Origin of the sequence: Xylanimonas ulmi (genome assembly GCF_004216535.1) — a bacterium.
GTDB lineage: Bacteria > Actinomycetota > Actinomycetes > Actinomycetales > Cellulomonadaceae > Xylanimonas > Xylanimonas ulmi.
Genome location: NZ_SGWX01000001.1, coordinates 1,759,081 through 1,777,499 on the forward strand (window position 1 = coordinate 1,759,081; position 18,419 = coordinate 1,777,499).

Here is an 18,419-nt window from a genome sequence, read left to right on the forward strand (position 1 = left end):
AGGTCGGGGCGGGCGGGCGGCGGGGGTGGTTTCGACAGGCTCAACCAGCCGGGGGGTCGGGGCGGGCGGGGGGCGGGGGGTTTCGACAGGCTCAACCACCGGGGGTGTGTCGGCGGGGCGGGACACAATGGTCGGGTGGCCACTCCCCTCGACGGCTTCGGACCCGCGACCCGCGCGTGGTTCTCGGGCGCGTTCGAGGGCCCGACGGCGGCGCAGGCGGGCGCCTGGGACGCCATCGGCCAGGGCCGGCACACCCTCGTCGTCGCGCCGACGGGCTCGGGCAAGACGCTCGCGGCGTTCCTCTGGGCGATCGACCGTCTGCACCATGAGCCGGTCCCCGAGCGGGCCCGACGCTGCCGCGTGCTGTACGTCTCGCCGCTCAAGGCGCTGGCGGCCGATGTGCAGCGCAACCTGCGCTCCCCCCTCACCGGCATCCGCCAGGCCGCCGCCCGGGCGGGCGCCGAGACGCCCGAGGTCGTCGTCGGCATGCGCACGGGCGACACTCCCACCTCCGAGCGCCGGGCTTTCGCGACCCGCCCGCCCGACGTGCTGGTCACGACGCCCGAGTCGCTGTTCCTCGTGCTCACCTCCCAGGCGCGCGCGGGGCTCCTGGGTGTCGAGACGGTGATCCTCGACGAGATCCACGCGGTGGCGGGCGCCAAGCGCGGCGCGCACCTCGCGCTGAGCCTCGAACGGCTCGACGCGCTCCTGGTCGGCGCGGGCGCCGCGCCCGCGCAGCGCGTGGGCCTGTCGGCGACCGTCCGGCCGGTCGAGGAGGTCGCCGGGTTCCTCGCCGGCCACCGCTCGCCCGACGACGGCGGCCGCCAGGTCGTCGTCGTGCAGCCGCCCGCGGCCAAGGAGTGGGACATCGACGTCGTCGTTCCGGTGCCCGACCTCGCCGACCTCGACGCCGTCGCCGACGCCGCAGGCGCCGCGCGAGACGCCACCCAAGCGGGGGCGGGCGCCGCGCTCGGCGCGCTGGGCGCCGCCGCGCCCCCGGCGCCCGACCTGTCGGGCGAGGCGACCTCTCCCCCGCGGCGGGCGTCGGTGTGGCCGCACGTCGAGGAGCGCGTCGTCGACCTGGTGGCCGCCCACCGCTCGACGCTGGTCTTCACCAACTCCCGGCGCGGCGCCGAGCGCCTGACCAGCCGCATGAACGAGCTGTGGGCCCAGCGGCGGGGCGAGTTGATCGGCGACCCGGCCGCCACCTGGCCCGCGCAGGCGCCGGGCCAGTCCGGGACGGCGGCCGCGCTGCCCGCCGGCGGCGATGTGCTCGCGCGCGCCCACCACGGCTCGATGAGCCGCGTCGAGCGCACCCGCACCGAGTCGGAGCTCAAGGAGGGCCGGCTGCCCGCCGTCGTCGCGACGAGCTCGCTCGAGCTCGGCATCGACATGGGCGCCGTGGACCTCGTGGTGCAGGTCGGCGCGCCGCCGTCGGTCGCGAGCGGCCTGCAGCGCATCGGCCGGGCGGGCCACCAGGTCGGGGCCGTGTCGCACGGCGTCGTCTTCCCGACGCACCGCGGCGACCTGGTGCCGGCCGCGGTCGTCGCCCAGCGCATGCGCGACGGCGAGATCGAGCCGTTGCGCGTGCCCTCGACACCGCTCGACGTGCTCGCCCAGCAGGTGGTCGCCGCCCTCGCGACCGACGACTGGGACGCCGACGAGCTGCTCGCGACCTTCCGGCGCGCCCATCCCTACGCCCACCTGGGCGCCGCGACGTGGCACGCGGTGCTGGACATGCTCGCGGGCCGCTACCCCAGCGAGGACTTCGCGGAGCTGCGCGCCCGCATCGTGTGGGATCGCGCGACGGGCCGCCTGTCGGCGCGCCCGGGCGCGCTGCGCCTGGCCGCCACGAGCGGCGGCACCATCCCCGACCGCGGGCTGTACGGCGTCTTCCTCGCCTCGGGCGACGCCGCCGACGGCGCGGCCGGACCCGGCGGCGCGCAGCGCGGCGGCAAGCGCGTCGGGGAGCTCGACGAGGAGATGGTCTACGAGTCTCGCGTGGGCGACACCTTCACGCTCGGCTCCTCGACGTGGCGCATCGAGGACATCACACCCGACCGCGTGCTCGTGACCCCCGCGCCGGGCCTGCCGGGCCGCCTGCCGTTCTGGAAGGGCGACTCCCAGGGCCGCCCGGTCGAGCTCGGGCGCGCCATGGGCGCGTTCGTGCGCACCACCGCCGCGCTGCTCTCCGACGACGGCGCCACGGGCCGCGCGCGCCTGCGCGAGGCGGGGCTCGACGCGTGGGCCGCCGACAACCTCGCCGCCTACCTCACCGAACAGCGCGCCGCGACGGGCGCCGTCGCCGACGACCGCACCATCGTCGTCGAGCGATTCCGCGACGAGCTCGGCGACTGGCGTGTGGTGGTCCACTCCCCCTTCGGGGCGCGCGTGCACGCGCCGTGGTCGCTGATCCTGGCCGGGCGGCTGCGCGAGCGCTACGGACTCGACGTGGCCGCGATGCACTCCGACGACGGCATCGTGCTGCGCCTGCCCGATGCCGACGCCGGGTGGGACGGCGGCTGGGACCGCGCCATCGAGCAGGGCGGACCAGGGGTCGGCGACGCGCCGCTCGTGTCCGCGCAGGACCTGCTCGTCGACCCCGACGACGTCGTGCGCGCGGTGCGCGACGAGCTCGGCTCGTCGGTGCTGTTCGCGGCCCGGTTCCGCGAGGCCGCCGCGCGCGCGCTGCTGCTGCCCCGTCGCCGCCCCGACCGGCGCCAGCCGCTGTGGCAGCAGCGCCAGCGCGCCGCCCAGCTGCTCCAGGTCGCCGCGCAGTTCCCCGACTTCCCGATCACGCTCGAGGCGGCGCGCGAGTGCCTGCAGGACGACTTCGACGTCGCGGCGCTCAGCGCGCTGATGGGCGACATCGCGGCGGGGCGGGTGCGCATGGTCGAGGTGGCGACCCAGAGCCCGTCGCCCTTCGCGCAGTCGCTGCTGTTCGGCTACACCGCGCAGTTCCTGTACGACGGCGACGCGCCGCTCGCCGAGCGCCGCGCGGCCGCGCTCTCGCTCGACCCCGACCTGCTGGCCGAGCTCCTGGGAGACCAGGGCGCGACGGCGATCGCCGACCTGCTCGACCCCGCGGCCGTCGAGCGCACCGAGGCCGAGTTGCAGGGCCTTGCGCCTGACCGGCAGGCGCGCGACGCCGAGGGGCTGTGGGATGTGCTGCGCCGCACGGGCCCCCACCCGCTTCCGGCGCTCGAGGCGCGCACACGCGCGCAGGCGCGCGGGCAGGTCGCCGACTGGCTCTCCGGGCTGGAAGGTGACCGGCGCGTCATCCGGGTGCGGTTCGCGGGCGCCGACCAGTGGGCCGTCGCGCAGGACGCGGGGCGCCTGCGAGACGCGCTGGGCGTCGCGCTACCGGTCGGCGTGCCCGAGGCCTACACCGAGCTGGTCCCCGACCCGCTGGGTGACCTGGTGCGCCGCCATGTGCGCACGCACGGCCCGGTGGCCGCGGCCGACGTCGCCGCTCGCTTCGGACTCGGCGTCGCCGTGGTGCTGCACGCCCTCGCCCGGCTGGAGGCGGCGGGCACGGTGGTGCGCGGCGCACTGCGACCGTCGTCGCTGGGCGGCACGGGCGACGAGTGGTGCGACCCCGACGTGCTGCGCACGCTGCGTCGCCGCTCGCTCGCGGCGCTGCGGGCCGAGGTCGAGCCCGTCGAGCCGCAGGCGCTGGGCGTGTTCCTGCCGCGCTGGCAGCAGGTCGGGTCCCGGGCGGCGGCGCGCGGGGCCGACGGCGTGCTGCGCGCCGTCGAGCAGCTCGCCGGCGCCGCCGTGCCCGCGAGCGCCCTGGAGACCCTCGTGCTGCCCACTCGGGTGCCCGACTACTCGCCCTCGCTGCTCGACGACCTCACGACGGCGGGCGAGGTGTTGTGGTGCGGCCACGCGCGGCTGCCCGGCTCGGGCGGCGGCGACGGCATGGTGTCGCTGCATCTCGCCGACGGCGCCCCGCTCACGCTGCGGCCACCCGACCCGGTCGAGGAGGGTGGCCCGCTCGACACCGACCTGCACCGCGCGGTGCTCGACCTGCTCACGGGCTCGGGCGGGTACTTCCTGCCGCGCCTGGCCGACCTCGCGGGCGCGTCGACCGGCGCGACGCTCGAGGCGCTGTGGGACCTGGTGTGGGCCGGGTGGGTCACCAACGACGGCCTCGGACCGCTGCGTGAGGCCGTCGGGGTGGGCGGGGGCGGCGCGCACCGGGCGCCGCGCGCCCCGGCCAGGGCCCGCCCGGTGCGCCACTCGCGCTTCGGCGCGCTCGGCCGCCCGGCCTCGGCGCTCTCGGCGGCCGCGACGGTGCGCTCGGGTGGAGGCCGGTGGGCGGCGCTGCCGACCGTCGAGCGCGACCCCACGCTGCGCGCGCACGCCCTGACGCAGGTGCTGCTGGAGCGTCACGGCGTGCTGACGCGCGCGGTCGCGCCGTCGGAGGGGGCCACGCGCGCGTTCCGGGACGTGTACCGGGTGCTGCGCGAGTTGGAGGAGCGCGGCGCGGTGCGGCGCGGGTACTTCGTCGAGGGGCTCGGCGGGTCGCAGTTCGCGTTGCCCGGGGCGGTCGACCAACTGCGTGTGGACGCCGCGGATCGGGTGCGCGCCCGGGAGGCCGACGACGAGGCGCCCGCCCGGCCCGGGCCGACGCCGCACAGCGCGCTCCTGCTCGCCGCGACCGATCCCGCCAACCCGTACGGCGCGGCGCTCGCGTGGCCGCCGGGCCCCGCGCCGCTCGACGGCGCGGGGGCGCACCGGCCCGGACGCAAGGCGGGCGCCGTGGTCGTGCTCGTCGACGGCGATCTCGTCCTGTACGTCGAGCGGGGCGGACGCACGGTGCTGTCGTTCGCGCTGGACGGGCGCGCCGCGGCAGACCAGCCGGCGATCGCCGACGCCGCCGCGCGCGAGCTTGCCCGCGCGGCGCGGGCGGGATCGCTGGGCCGCCTCCTCGTCCAGCGGGTCGACGGCGTCGCGGCCCTCGCCGCCGCCCGCGAGCGCACTGCGGTGGCGGCCGCGCTGCTCGACGCGGGCTTCGCGGTGACGCCGCGCGGCCTGCGCGTCGCGGGCGGGTGACCGGTGCCTGAGGGAGACGTGCTGCGGCTGACGGCCGAGCGGCTCGGCGCGGCGCTGGCCGGATCGCCGCTGGTGCGCGCCGAGCTGCGCTGGCCGTCGCTCGCCGGCGCCGACCTCGTCGGCGCCACGCTGCGCGAGGCGGTCGCGTACGGCAAGCACCTGCTCCTCCGCTTCGACGACGCTCCTGCGCCCGCCGCGACCGACCCCGCCGTCGCTGACCCCACCGTCGCCGACCCCGCCGTCGCCGACCCCGCCGTCGCCGACCCCGCCGTCGCCGACCCCGCTGTCACCGCCCGTCCGCGCGCAGCGCCCCTCCCCGACGCCGAGCCGCCATCGGGCCTGACTCTGCACGCACACCTGCGCATGGACGGCTCCTGGGACGTGCGCCGCACGGGCAGCCGAGAGGCGGCGGGACGCTCGGCCGCGGTGCGGGCCGTGCTCGCCACCGACACCTGGACGTGTCTCGGCTGGCGTCTGGGCATGCTCGATCTGGTGCGCACCCGCGACGAGGGCGCGCTCGTGGGCCACCTCGGCCCCGACGTGCTCTCCCCCGGCTTCGCGACCGGGGACGGCGTCGTCATCGGCGCCCGGGGCCTGGCCGTCGAGCCGGGACGTGCCGTGTGCGCGGCGTTGCTCGACCAGCGCGCAGTCGCCGGGCTCGGGACGATCTGGATGGCCGAGACGCTGTTCGCCGAGCGTCTGTGGCCGTGGACCCGGGTGGGCGACCTCGACGAGGCGGGCCGGGTGCGGTTGCTGCGCACCGCCGCGCGCCTGATCGGCGGCAGCGTGACCGTCGGGCGCAGGTCGGGGTTGGGGGCCGTCGAGCGGCGCGTCCACGGTCGCCATCATCGGCCGTGCGCGCGCTGCGGCACGCCGATCGCACTGGGCTCGACGACGGGTCCCGAGGTCCGGCCGGACCAGGGGGCGTTCGAGCGCGTCGTGTACTGGTGCCCGTCCTGTCAGCGGCCGCGCTGACGGGCGCGTTGAGCCGTCGCGGGCGCGGACGGCGTGGTTTCGACGGGCTCAACCAGCGGTGGGGCCCGGACAGCACGACGGGCGGCCCCCGGTGGAAGGGGCCGCCCGCGTGTGGTGTGTGTCTGTGGTGGTCAGCCGACCGGAGTCAGCTCGACGTCGGCACCACGGCGCCAGTCCCCGCCGCGGGCCAGCAGGCCCGCCACGAAGTCCGCCGGGATGGTGTCGGGAACGGCCACGCCCTCGGCGATCGCGATGCGGTCGCTGACCTCGCGCAGCACGAGCGACATCGGCAGGTCGAGCGCCTCGCAGATCGAGGCCAGCAACTCCGACGACGCCTCCTTCTGACCCCGTTCGACCTCGCTCAAGTAGCCGAGCGAGACGCGGGCCGCGGACGACACCTCCCGTAGGGTGCGCCCCTGACGCTGCCGCGCGTCGCGCAGCACGTCACCGATCTCTCGTCGAAGTACGACCATCTCGCGCCCCCTCTCGTCACCCGCCCGGTCCCCGTGACCGGAAGTCGCATTACCGTACCGTGTGCGTCCCGAGGTGGGCCTCGACTGGCGCATCCCGGGTCGACCTGTTGGCCTGGTACTGATCACGCCCTCTCCAACGCCGTCCCCCCGGCCCTTGTTCCCTGTCGCCCGGCCGCGAGACGCCCGTCACAGCGGGTATAGGTCGAACCTCCCACGCACGCTCGCACTGCGCCAGCCCGGGGCGAGAATCGTGACACGGAGTTCACCCGCCCATCACAGCGCCTCGATCGCGAGGGTCAGCACCCCGTCGGCCGCGCCGGCGCGGACGGCGGCCCTGTCTCCCGGCAGGTCAAGGCGGCGCACGAGCGAGCGCACCGGGGTCGCCACGGCGACGAAGGCGAGGCCGGGCGCCTTGCCGTCCTGGGGGTCGGGCCCGGCGACACCCGTGGTCGCAAGGCCGACGTCGGCCCGTGCCACGCGGCGCACGCCGTCGGCCATCGCCGCGGCCACGTCGGGGTCGACGGCGCCGCGCTCGGCCAGCAGTCCTGCGTCGACCCCGAGCAGTGACGCCTTGAGGTCGGTCGCGTAGGCGACGACGCCGCCGCGCAGCACGGCCGACGCGCCCGGGACGTCGACCAGACGCGCGACGACCAGTCCCCCGGTCAGGGACTCCGCGACGGCGAGCGTCCAACCCCGTGCGGCGACCCGCGCGAGCACGTCGGCCGCGTCTGGGACCTGCGGCCTCACACCACGCTCACGGCGTCGGCGCCGTGGTCTTGGAGGTCGGGTCGCGGCGGGCGTCGCGCCGCACACGCCAGCCGGCCACGGCGTAGTCCACACCGGTCACGACGGTCACGGCGATCGCGGCGGCGAGCACGACCCACGCGACCACACGCACGAAGCCAGGCAGGTGCTCCAGCGGCAGCAGGAAGAGGGTGATGGCGGCGACCTGCAACGCCGTCTTGAGCTTGCCGCCGCGCGAGGCGGGGATCACCACGTACCGCAGCAGGGACATGCGCATCGCGGTGATGCCCAGCTCGCGCACGAGGACGACGACGGGCACCCACCAGGGCAGCTCGCCCAACGGGACCCACAGGAGGATCAGCGCCACACCCACGAGCGCCTTGTCGGCGATGGGGTCGAGCAGCTTGCCCAGGTCGGTGATCAGGTTCCGGCTGCGCGCCAGGTAGCCGTCGACGCGGTCGCTCGCGGCGGCGATCACGAAGATTCCGGTCGCCACCAGGCGCCACACGACGCTCTGGCCGTCCTGCGCGAGCAGCGCCCAGGCGAAGACCGGCACGAGCACGATGCGTGCCATCGTCACCAGATTGGCGGCGTTCCACGGGGAGGGGACTGCGTCGACCACTCGCTCAGCGTAGTTGCTGCGCCGGCCCCCTCTGCACCCGCAGCGCCGTCGGGCGTGATCTGACCGGGCGAGATGGCCTAGCGTTCAACGATGCACCTCACGGCTTCGACGTCAGGCGGACCCCTGTGACACGGACGCGACGCGGCGCCCGGCGCCCGCGCTACGGACTGGCCGCAGGCCTGGTCGCGGGCGGTCTCGCGGCGGGCGCGCTCACCGGGGCGGTGACCGGCCACCTTCAGGCCGACCGCTCCGCCGACGCCGCGGGCGGCGCCCCAGGCGCCGCCGCGCCCACGGCTCCGGCCGCGCAGGAGCCGACGACGCCGCCCCCGCCGTCGCCCGAGCCGGCCGTCTTCACTCTGCTGGCTGGCGGCGACGTGCTGCTGCACGCGCCCGTGACCCGGTCGGCCACCCACGACGGCGTCCTGGACTACTCGGCCGTCCTGTCGGGGCTCGACGCGTGGGTGCAGGGCGCGGACCTGGCGCTGTGCCACTTCGAGACGCCCGTGGCGCCGCCCGGCCAGCAGGTGACCACCTACCCCGTCTTCGGCGTGCCCGCGCAGATCGTCACGGATCTGGCCGAGCAGGGCTGGGACGGCTGCTCGACGGCGTCGAACCACTCGGTCGACCGCGCCCTGCCCGGGCTCGTCGCGACGCTCGACGCGTTCGACGCCGCCGGGCTCGGCCACGCCGGCACGGCGCGCACCCAGGCCGAGGCCGACGCGCCGCAGCTGTACACGCTGGAGCGCGAGGGGCGCGCGCTGACGGTCGCGCACCTGTCGATCACCTACGGCCTCAATGGGCTGCCGATGCCCGCCGACGCCCCGTGGGCCGTCCACCTCATCGACGTCGAGGCCACGCTCGCCCAGGCGGCCGCGGCGCGCGGCGCGGGCGCCGACCTGGTCGTCGTCAGCCTGCATGACGGTGTCGAGTACCGCGCCGAGCCCACGCAGGATCAGATCGCGGTGTCTTCGGCCCTGGCCGACTCGGGCCTGATCGACCTCGTCATCGGGCATCACGCGCACGTGCCCCAACCGATCGTGCGGCTCGACGGCGGGCCGGGCGGGGTGGGCATGTGGGTCGCCTACGGCCTCGGCAACATGGTGTCGAACCAGAGCGTCGACTGCTGCACCGCGGCGTCGTCGAACGGGGTGCTGATGACGGCCACGGTCGTCGCGCAGCCCGACGGACCGGCGCGTGTGACCGGCGTCGAGTGGACCGCGACGACCGTCGACCGCGCGGCCGGGCACCGCGTGCGCGTACTGGCCGAGGCCTTGGCGGACCCGGCCTCGGGCACGCTCTCCCCCGCCGAGCTCGCGGCACGGGACCAGCGCGTGCGCGACGTCGTCGGCGGCCAAGCGCCCGAGCGAACCACGCCGCCGGCGCCGACCGGGCCTGCGCCGGTGGTCGTGCGCCGCGCCGAGCAGCCGGCCCCGCCCGCCTGAGTCGAACGCCTGAGCCGAACGCCGCCCGGCGTCAGCGCCAGCCGGTCTCCGGGTCGGTGTCGGCGTCGTCGTGGTAGTCGGTCGCGGCCGCGGGCCGGTGGCCGTCGACGCCGTCGGCGTACCGGTCGGCGCCGCTCGGCTCCTCGTCCTGGTCGAAGACCTGCTGCGGCTCGCCGCGCAGCAGCGCGAGCGCCGCGGGCAGGTCGTCGGGCTGGACCAGCACCTCGCGCGCCTTGGACCCCTCGGACGGGCCGACGATCTCACGCGACTCGAGCAGGTCCATGAGGCGACCGGCCTTGGCGAAGCCGACGCGCAGCTTGCGCTGGAGCATCGACGTCGAGCCGAACTGGGTCGTGACCACGAGCTCGGCGGCCTGCAGCAGCACGTCGAGGTCGTCGCCGATGTCGTCGTCGACTTGCTTCTTGGCGCTGGCGGGCGCGACCACGTCGACCCGGTAGACGGGCTTGAGCTGCGCCTTGACGTGCTCGACGATGGCGTGCACCTCGGACTCGCTGACCCAGGCGCCCTGCACGCGCATGGGCTTGGCGGCGCCCATGGGCAGGAACAGGGCGTCGCCCTGGCCGATGAGCTTCTCGGCGCCCGGCTGGTCCAGCACGACGCGCGAGTCGGCGAGCGACGACGTCGCGAACGCCAGACGCGAGGGCACGTTGGCCTTGATCAGGCCCGTGACGACGTCGACCGACGGGCGCTGCGTGGCCAGGACCAGGTGGATGCCCGCGGCGCGCGCGAGCTGGGTGATGCGCTGGATCGACGCCTCGACGTCGCGCGGGGCGACCATCATGAGGTCGGCGAGCTCGTCGACCACCACGAGCAGGTACGGGTAGGTCGCGATCTTGCGCTCCGAGCCGGGCAGCGGCTTGACCTTGCCGGCGCGCACCGCGGCGTTGAAGTCGTCGATGTGCTTGTAGCCGAACGCGGCGAGGTCGTCGTAGCGCGCGTCCATCTCCCGCACCACCCACTCCAGCGCCTCCGCGGCCTTCTTGGGGCTGGTGATGATGGGGGTGATCAGGTGCGGGATGCCCTCGTAGATCGTCAGCTCGACGCGCTTGGGGTCCACGAGCACCAGGCGGACCTGCTCGGGCGTCGAGCGCATCATGATCGAGACGATCATCGAGTTGATGAAGCTCGACTTGCCCGCGCCCGTGGCGCCCGCGACGAGGATGTGCGGCATCTTCGCGAGGTTCGCGACGACGAACCCGCCCTCGACGTCCTTGCCGATGCCGACGACCATGGGGTGCTCGGTGCGCCGCGCGGCGCCCGAGCGCAGCACGTCGCCCAGCACGACGATCTCGCGGTCGGTGTTGGGGATCTCGATGCCGATCGCCGACTTGCCGGGGATGGGCGCGAGGATGCGCACGTCGGCCGAGGCGACGGCGTAGGCGATGTTGTTGGACAGCGACGTGATGCGCTCGACCTTGACCTTGGGCCCGACCTCGACCTCGTAGCGCGTGACCGTGGGGCCACGTGTGAAGCCCGTGACCGCGGCGTCGACCTCGAACTGCTCGAACACCCCGGTCAGCGCCTCGACGACGCGGTCGTTGGCGGCCGAGCGCGTCTTGTGCGGAGCGCCCTTGACCAGCAGCTCCTCGTCGGGCATGAGGTAGACCGTGTCGCCGCCCAGCATGGGCTGCACCGGGCGGCCCACGGGCGCGGGCGGCGGGGGTGGGGGCGTGACCTCGCGGCCCGCGGCCTCGTCGTGGTGGACCGCGGTGATGATCTCGGTGGCAGGGTTGGCCGTGGGGTTCGCCGCGGGCTTGGCGCCGCGGGTCGGCTTGCCCGCGCCGGGGCCCTTCTCCAGCAGCGCGGCCTTCTCGAACGCCTCGTCGCCGGCGAACCCGCCGTCGGGCTTGCCCACCTCGCGCCTCTCGGCGGCGCGCTCGGCGCGCGTCTTGCGGCGTCGTTTGGCGGGCGGGGCGTCGTCGCCGTCGTGCGCCGAGACACCGTCGGCGAGCTCCAGGCCGTCGCCGTCGGCGGGCTCCTCGCGGTGGTTGCCCGTGAGCCGGTCGTAGACGCCGCGCAGCCGGTCGGGGATGCGGTGCACGGGCGTCGCGGTGATGACCAGGAGCGCGAAGAAGCCCAGCAGCAGGAAGATCGGCACCGCGACGGGCGCGGTGACACCGGCGACCACGGGCGTCGCCACGAGGTAGCCGACAATCCCGCCAGCGCCGCGCAACCCGGCGAACCCGTCGCTCGGGCTCGGCCCCCCGGCCGAGATCGCCACGAGCGCGCACACGCTCACGACCATCAGCGAGACCCCGATCGCGACGCGCGAGTTCGACTGCGCCCGCTCGGGGTGGCGCATGACGCGCACGCCGAGCCACAGCAGCAGCACGGGCACAGCGACGCCCGCGGCGCCGAACGTGCCCGCCACGACGGCGTGCACCGCGTCGCCGAACACTCCGGGAATGCCCCACCACTCGCGCGCGGCCACCACGATGGCCAGCGCGAGCAGGAGGAAGGCGACGCCGTCACGGCGGTGCTCGGGTTCCAGGTCTCTCGCTCCTCGGAAGATCGTGCGGACGGCGCCCCCGACGCCGTGGGCGACGCCGAGCCACACGGCGCGCACCGCGCGCACGGGCCAGGACCGGCGCGCTGGCGCCGGCGGCCGCTTGGACGCGGGCCTCTTGGCCGGCGGACGGCTGGCGGACTGCCGCGTCGCGGCGCCGCGCGCCTTGGTCGCCGCGCCCGGCGACCGCACGACGGCGGTGCGCGCCGAAGCGCCCGGCTGTCGGGACGTCGCGGCGCGCGACGTCCCCGCCGAGCCCTTCGCCGTCCGCGTGGGGGGTGTCCGGGTCGCCATAGTGCCCCCACGGTATCGAGCGCGGGTGACGGCAGGCGGCATCGACACGGCTCGGAGGGCCACCGGGCGGACCGCGGGGCGGACGCCGGGCGAGCGGCCGGCGAGCGGCCGGGCGGGCCGACGCCGCCCCTCGGCTCGCGACAGGAGGCGCTCACGGGTCATCCACCAGAGTTGTCGGCGCTGACGGCCATGGCACGATGCGACCATCGCCGCGCACCGGCACGGGGCACGAGACGAAGGGGCGCGATGCGCGAGTTGAGGCAGGTCGCCACCGGGGTCTGGGTCGCGACCGCGCAGGTCTGGACGTCGAACACCGTCGTCGTGGTCGACGACGACGGCGCCGCGCTCGTCGTCGACCCGGGCATCACTCGCGCGGAGGTCGACGGGCTCGTCGCGGCGGTCGAGGCCCACGGGTGGCGCGTGGTCGCCGGCCTGTCGACGCACCCGCACTGGGACCACGTGCTGTGGTCACCGGCCTGGGGCGCCGCGCCGCGGTTCGCGGCGCCACGCGCGATCGCAGCGCTGGCGGGCGATGTCGAGCGCGGATGGGCCGAGGCGTCCGCGACCGCGCCTGGGCACGACCGCGCGCTGTTCGGCGCGCTGACCCCGCTTCCGACGGCGGACGGCGCCCCGCTCGGCTCCCCGGTCCCGCTCGGCTCCCCGGTCCCGCTCGGCCCGCCGGCGCCGCGCGGCTGCCGGGTCGTGACGCACGACGCGCACGCGCCCGGGCACCTGGCGCTCGTGACGCGTGGCGTGCTCGTGGCGGGCGACATGCTCTCGGACGTCGAGGTGCCGCTGCTCGACGTCGGGCCGGGCGGGGACGGCGCACGCGCACCGCGGGACCCGGTCGCCGACTACCGCGCGGCGCTCGACGCGCTGGAGCGCGCTGTCGAGGAGTGCGAGGTGGACGTGCTCGTCCCCGGGCACGGGGCGGTGGCCGTCGGGCGCGAGGCGATCGCGCGGCGGTTCGCCGACGACCGCGCGTACCTGCGCGACCCCGACGGGTCGAGGGACCCGCGGCTGGCCGACGCGTGGGTCGCGGGCGAGCACGCCGCCCAGGTCGCCTTCCTGCGCTCGCGCGCCACGGGGTGACGGGCCGCGGGGTGAGGGCCCGCGAGGTGAGGGACCGCCGCACGGAGACGCACGCCGCAGGGCGCGGGATCGTTCAGCGGGCGGCCGAGGGCCACGCCGCCTGACGGGCGGCGACGGCGCGGACCACGCGCGCCCAGAGCGCGAAGGCGGCGAGGGTCGCGGCGGTGGCGCCGAGGTCGGCCGCCACGTCGAGGCGCGACGCGGTCTGAGCGCCGAACGCCTCGACGTTGCCCAGCAGCATCGCAGCGAGCCAGCAGCCCCACCAGAGCCCGAGCGTGGCCCGAGGGCGCACACCCGTCCCGGCGGCGACGTCGCGCACGACCTGGTAGGGGAACCAGAGGTTGACGATCGGGACCACCCACCCCAGCCAGACCCAGACGCCGCCGCGCACGTGACCGACCTCAGATGCGGCCTGCGCGAACGCCCGGGCGGCCGACAGCCACCCACATGTGACGACAAAGGCCCCGACCTGGGCGAGGACCACCAGGAGTCCCGTGACGTCGACGGCGGTCGTGCCGGCCGCAGGGCCGCCGCCCGCGCGTCCGCTCGCCGCCGAAGCGGCCGCGTGGAGCGTCGCGAGCAGGAGCGCGACCTGCGCCAGCGTGACCGCCGCCGCGATCGCGACCGTCGCTGTGGCGAGCCGGGTCGGCGCCTGCGGCAGCACCGGGGTCCGGCGCGGCTGGTAGCCCCGGAAGGCGGGCACATCGCGTGCGTCCGGGCCCGCGCGCAGCGCCGGCCCGGGCGACGGCGACGGCGGTGTCAGATGCGGGACGCGCGGTTGCTCGGTCATCAGGGCCCTTCAGGTCGGCGAACGCGCGCCACGCTACGGCGGGCGAGGCCGTGCCCGAGGGCAAACGATCAGCGCCGGCCGGTGAGCGATCACCGGCCGGCGCCAGGCTCGCTAAGGCTCAGGCCTCGACGACGACCGGGACGATCATCGGGCGGCGCCGCAGCCGGCGGTTGACCCATTGGCCGATCACGCGGCGCATGATCTGCTGGAGCTGGTAGGTGTCGGTCGCGCCCGCCGTGATGGCGTCCTCCAACGCCTTGACCACCTCGGGGCGGATCTCGTCGAACACCGCGGCGTCCTCCGCCATGCCGCGCACCAGGATCTGGGGGCCCGCCAGCACCTTGCCGGTCGCGGAGTCGACCACGGCGAAGACCGAGACGAAGCCCTCCTCGCCGAGGATGCGACGGTCCTTGAGCTCGGCCTCGGTGATCTCGCCGACGCTCGACCCGTCGACGTACACGTACCCGCACGGCACCGCGCCGACGACCGACGCCTTGCCGTCCACGAGGTCGACGACGACGCCGTCCTCGGCGAGGACGACGCGCTCGGCGGGCACGCCGGTGCGCACCGCGAGCGCCCCGTTGGCCACCAGGTGGCGGACCTCACCGTGCACCGGCATGACGTTCTTGGGCCGCAGCACGTTGTAGCAGTACAGGAGCTCGCCCGCGGACGCGTGCCCGGAGACGTGCACCTTGGCGTTGCCCGAATGGACCACGCGCGCGCCGAGCCGGGTCAGCCCGTTGATGACGCGGAACACCGAGTTCTCGTTCCCGGGGATGAGCGACGAGGCGAGGATGACGGTGTCGCCGTGGCCGACCCGCACCTGGTGGTCGCCGTTGGCCATGCGGCTGAGCGCGGCCATCGGCTCGCCCTGCGACCCGGTCGACATGTAGACGATCTGGTCGTCGGGCAGGTCGGCGGCCTTCTTGAGGTCGATCAGCACCCCGTCGGGCACCCGGAGGTATCCCAGGTCGGCGGCGATGGCCATATTGCGCACCATCGAGCGTCCGACGAGCGCGACTCGCCGCCCGTGGTTCTGGGCCGCGTTGAGCACCTGCTGCACGCGGTGCACGTGCGAGGCGAACGAGGCCACGATGATGCGCTTGTCGGCCTGCGCGAACACCGAGTCGAGCACGGGTCCGATCTCGACCTCGGGCGTGACGAAGCCGGGCACCTCGGCGTTGGTCGAGTCGACCATGAACAGGTCGACGCCCTGCTCCCCCAGCCGCGCGAACGCGCGCAGGTCGGTGATGCGCCCGTCGAGCGGGAGCTGGTCCATCTTGAAGTCGCCCGTGTGCAGCACGGTGCCGGCGTCGGTCGTGACCGCCACGGCGAGCGCGTCCGGGATCGAGTGGTTGACGGCGACGAACTCGCACGAGAACACGCCGAACCGCTCGGTCTGCCCCTCCTTGACCGCGAGCGTGATGGGCGAGATCCGGTGCTCCTTGAGCTTCGCCTCAACGAAGGCGAGCGTGAGCTGCGATCCGACCAGCGGGATGTCGCGCTTGAGCCGCAGCAGGTAGGGCACGGCGCCGATGTGGTCCTCGTGCCCGTGCGTGAGCACGATCGCCTCGACGTCGTCCAGGCGGTCCTTGATGTAGTCGAAGTCCGGCAGGATCAGGTCGACGCCGGGCTGGTTGTCCTCGGGGAACAGCACGCCGCAGTCGATGATCAGCAGGCGGCCGGCGTATTCGAGCACGGCCATGTTGCGGCCGACCTCGCCGAGGCCGCCGAGCGCGACGATCCGCAGGCCTCCCGCGCGCAGGGGCGGCGGCAGGGTCAGCTCAGGGTGTGGGTGGCTCACGGGGAACTCCATCAAGACGTCGGGGTGTGAAGGGGTGGCCGGGGTCTGCCCGGCCGAGAGTCGTGGCGCGCTCAGGAGGTCGCGGCGAGCGCGCCCGCGTCGACCAGGCTCGCGCGCACCGCGGCGGCCTCGTCGTCGGACGCCGCCACGAGCGGCAGGCGGACCGTGCGGCCGGTCACGACGCCGAGCGCCTCGACCGCCGCCTTGGCCATGACGGCCTGGAAACCGGCGCCGTTGAGCGCGGTGATCGCGGGCAGCGCGGCGCGGAACGCCGCGAGCGCGCCGGCGGTGTCTCCGGCGTCCCAGGCCGCGACGGCCTGGGCGAAGGCGCCGGGCACGGCGTGCGCGGCGACCGAGACGACGCCGGCGCCGCCGTGGGCGAGGAAGGGCAGGAGCAGCGCGTCGTCGCCTGAGTACCAGGCCAGGCCGGTGCTCGCGGACAGGCCAGCCACGGCCGCCACGTCACCCGAAGCGTCCTTGGTCGCGACGATCAGCGGGTGGCGCGCGACGCGCTCGTACGCCTGCGCGCTCACGCGTACGCCGGTGCGTCCGGGGACGTCGTAGAGCATGACGGGCTTGCCGCCCGCGTCGGCGACGGTCTCGAAGTGCCGGGCCAGGCCCTCCTGCGACGGGCGCGAGTAGTAGGGCGAGACGACCAGGAGGCCGTCGGCCCCCGCCTGCGCGGCCTGCTGGGCCATGCGGGCCGCGTGCGCGGTGTCGTTCGACCCCGCTCCCGCGAGGACTGTGGCGCGGTCGCCGACCGCGTCGACGACGGCGGCGACGAGGTCCGCCTTCTCGGGCGCGTGCGTCGTCGGCGCCTCGCCCGTGGTGCCGTTCAGGACGATGCCGTCACAGCCGTGGTCCACCAGCCAGACCGCCAATCTGCGCGCGGCCTCCAGGTCCACTGTCCCGTCGGCCGCCATCGGGGTCACCATCGCGGTGAGAACGGCCCCGAAGGGGCGCGCGGGGTTTGACGTCAGAGCCATGGGAACACCGTACCGGCCGAGACACGTGGGCTCCCGCCACGCGGCGACGTGAGCCGCGACGCGGCATGCTCGGAGCATGGTCACCGCGCTGTCCCCCGCTCTCGTCTCCCACCTGCCCACAGGTCTGCTGGTCGACGGGCACTGGGGCCCGGCGACCGGCGGCCGCACGTTCGAGGTCGCCGACCCCGCAACCGGGGATGTGCTGTTCGACGTCGCCGACGCCGCCCCCGAGGACGCCCGCCGCGCCCTGGCCGCCGCGCACGACGCCGCGCCGGCCTGGCGCGCCACCCCGCCGCGCGAGCGCGGCGAGCTGCTGCGCGCCGTCTACGAACGCCTGGTCGCGCGCGCCGACGACGTCGCCGCGCTCATCACCGCCGAGTCCGGCAAGACCCGCGCCGAGGCGCGGGCCGAGGCGCTCTACGGCGCCGACTTCCTGCGCTGGTACGCCGAGGAGGCCGTGCGCCTGCCCGGGCTCGCGCGCACCGCGCCCGGCGGCGCCAACCGCCAGCTCGTCCACCGCCGTCCGATCGGGCCGGCGCTGCTGATCACCCCGTGGAACTTCCCGCTGGCCATGGCGACCCGCAAGATCGGCCCGGCGCTCGCCGCCGGGTGCTGCGTCGTCGTCAAGCCGGCCCACCTGGCCCCGCTGACGACGATGCTCGTGGCCGAGGTGCTGCGCTCCGAGCTGGAGGAGCGCGGGCTGCCGGCCGGCGTCGTCAACGTCGTGCCGACGTCGCGCTCCGCCGCGGCGACCTCGCCGCTGCTGGCCGACCCGCGTCTGCGCAAGCTCTCGTTCACCGGCTCGACCGCCGTGGGCCGCTCGCTGCTCGAACAGGCCGCCGCCCAGGTGCTCGGGGTGTCGATGGAGCTCGGCGGCAACGCGCCGTTCATCGTCATGCCCGACGCCGACCTCGACGCCGCGATCGAGGGCGCCATGGTGGCCAAGCTGCGCAACGCCGGGCAGTCGTGCGTCGCGGCCAACCGGTTCCTCGTGCACGACTCGCTCGCGCGCCAGTTCGCGCGGCGCCTCGCCGAGCGGTTCGACGCGCTGCGGCTGGGTCCCGGCGCCGACGATGGCGTCGACCTCGGCCCGCTCATCGACCCCGCCGCGGTGGAGAAGGTCGACGCGCTGGTCGCCGATGCGACCGCGCGCGGCGCGCAGGTGCTCGCCGGGGGCGAGCGGCTGGCGCGTCCGGGCTCGTTCTACCGGCCGACGGTGCTGACGGGCGTGGGACCCGACGCGCGCGTGGCGCGTGAGGAGGTCTTCGGCCCGGTGGCGCCCGTCATCGCGTTCGCCGACGACGACGAGGCGATCGCGCTGGCCAACGACACCGAGTACGGGCTCGCGGCCTACGCGTACACGACGTCATTGGCGCGCGCGGCGCGGCTGGGCGACGAGCTCGAGGCCGGGATGATCGGCCTCAACCGCGGCATGGTCTCCGACGCGAGCGCGCCGTTCGGCGGGCTCAAGCAGTCGGGCCTCGGACGCGAGGGCGGCGAGGCGGGCGTCGAGGAGTACCTCGAGACGGTCTACGTGGCCCTCTGACGCCCACCGCGGCGCGGACCACGCGCTGCGCGACGAGACGGCGTTGTCCCCTCGGCGCGGGGCGTG

Annotated in this window: 12 protein-coding genes; 5 read left to right on the forward strand and 7 right to left on the reverse strand. The window is 75.8% G+C overall.

Annotation, left to right across the window (positions count from 1 at the left end; all coding sequences use genetic code 11):
• Positions 1-135 precede the first annotated feature (135 nt).
• Together EV386_RS08110 and EV386_RS18685 are read left to right on the forward strand one after the other, a co-directional pair.
• Complete coding sequence (locus tag EV386_RS08110) at positions 136-5,058, forward strand: Lhr family helicase (RefSeq protein WP_130413948.1); 4,923 nt, start codon at positions 136-138, stop codon at positions 5,056-5,058.
• Positions 5,059-5,061: 3 nt separating this feature from the next.
• Positions 5,062-6,033: an Fpg/Nei family DNA glycosylase gene (locus tag EV386_RS18685; RefSeq protein ID WP_242607889.1), complete on the forward strand. Its 972-nt coding sequence runs from the start codon at positions 5,062-5,064 to the stop codon at positions 6,031-6,033.
• Positions 6,034-6,164: 131 nt separating this feature from the next.
• Here the strand turns inward: EV386_RS18685 and EV386_RS08130 are convergent, their stop codons facing one another.
• The 3 genes from EV386_RS08130 to pgsA form a co-directional block, all read right to left on the reverse strand.
• Complete coding sequence (locus tag EV386_RS08130; RefSeq protein ID WP_130413950.1) at positions 6,165-6,506, reverse strand: helix-turn-helix domain-containing protein; 342 nt, start codon at positions 6,504-6,506, stop codon at positions 6,165-6,167.
• Between the two features lie 273 nt (positions 6,507-6,779).
• Entirely contained in the window at positions 6,780-7,253 is a 474-nt protein-coding gene (locus EV386_RS08135; RefSeq protein WP_130413952.1) for a CinA family protein, read from the reverse strand.
• Between the two features lie 7 nt (positions 7,254-7,260).
• The gene (gene pgsA / locus EV386_RS08140; RefSeq protein WP_130413954.1) at positions 7,261-7,872 is read right to left on the reverse strand and encodes a CDP-diacylglycerol--glycerol-3-phosphate 3-phosphatidyltransferase; all 612 of its coding nucleotides are present in this window, start codon (positions 7,870-7,872) and stop codon (positions 7,261-7,263) included.
• A 125-nt stretch (positions 7,873-7,997) separates the two neighbouring features.
• Between pgsA and EV386_RS08145 the strand changes: the two genes are divergently transcribed.
• Positions 7,998-9,314, forward strand: coding sequence for a CapA family protein (locus tag EV386_RS08145; RefSeq protein ID WP_242607890.1), 1,317 nt, complete (start codon positions 7,998-8,000; stop codon positions 9,312-9,314).
• A 31-nt stretch (positions 9,315-9,345) separates the two neighbouring features.
• On the opposite strand, the gene EV386_RS08150 is transcribed toward EV386_RS08145, so the two are convergent.
• Entirely contained in the window at positions 9,346-12,135 is a 2,790-nt protein-coding gene (locus EV386_RS08150) for an FtsK/SpoIIIE family DNA translocase (RefSeq protein WP_130413956.1), read from the reverse strand.
• Between the two features lie 246 nt (positions 12,136-12,381).
• Here EV386_RS08150 and EV386_RS08155 point away from each other — a divergent pair, with 246 nt between their 5' ends.
• Positions 12,382-13,227: an MBL fold metallo-hydrolase gene (locus EV386_RS08155; RefSeq protein WP_207216494.1), complete on the forward strand. Its 846-nt coding sequence runs from the start codon at positions 12,382-12,384 to the stop codon at positions 13,225-13,227.
• 73 nt (positions 13,228-13,300) lie between these two features.
• Here the strand turns inward: EV386_RS08155 and EV386_RS08160 are convergent, their stop codons facing one another.
• The 3 genes from EV386_RS08160 to dapA all read right to left on the reverse strand — a co-directional run bounded on the left by EV386_RS08160 (position 13,301) and on the right by dapA (position 16,807).
• Entirely contained in the window at positions 13,301-14,017 is a 717-nt protein-coding gene (locus tag EV386_RS08160; protein ID WP_130413958.1) for a DUF4328 domain-containing protein, read from the reverse strand.
• Between the two features lie 118 nt (positions 14,018-14,135).
• Positions 14,136-15,821, reverse strand: coding sequence for a ribonuclease J (locus tag EV386_RS08165; RefSeq protein ID WP_130413960.1), 1,686 nt, complete (start codon positions 15,819-15,821; stop codon positions 14,136-14,138).
• 71 nt (positions 15,822-15,892) lie between these two features.
• Positions 15,893-16,807: a 4-hydroxy-tetrahydrodipicolinate synthase gene (gene dapA, locus EV386_RS08170; protein ID WP_130413962.1), complete on the reverse strand. Its 915-nt coding sequence runs from the start codon at positions 16,805-16,807 to the stop codon at positions 15,893-15,895.
• A gap of 76 nt (positions 16,808-16,883) precedes the next feature.
• Here dapA and EV386_RS08175 point away from each other — a divergent pair, with 76 nt between their 5' ends.
• Positions 16,884-18,353, forward strand: coding sequence for an NAD-dependent succinate-semialdehyde dehydrogenase (locus EV386_RS08175; RefSeq protein ID WP_130413964.1), 1,470 nt, complete (start codon positions 16,884-16,886; stop codon positions 18,351-18,353).
• Positions 18,354-18,419: the final 66 nt, after the last annotated feature.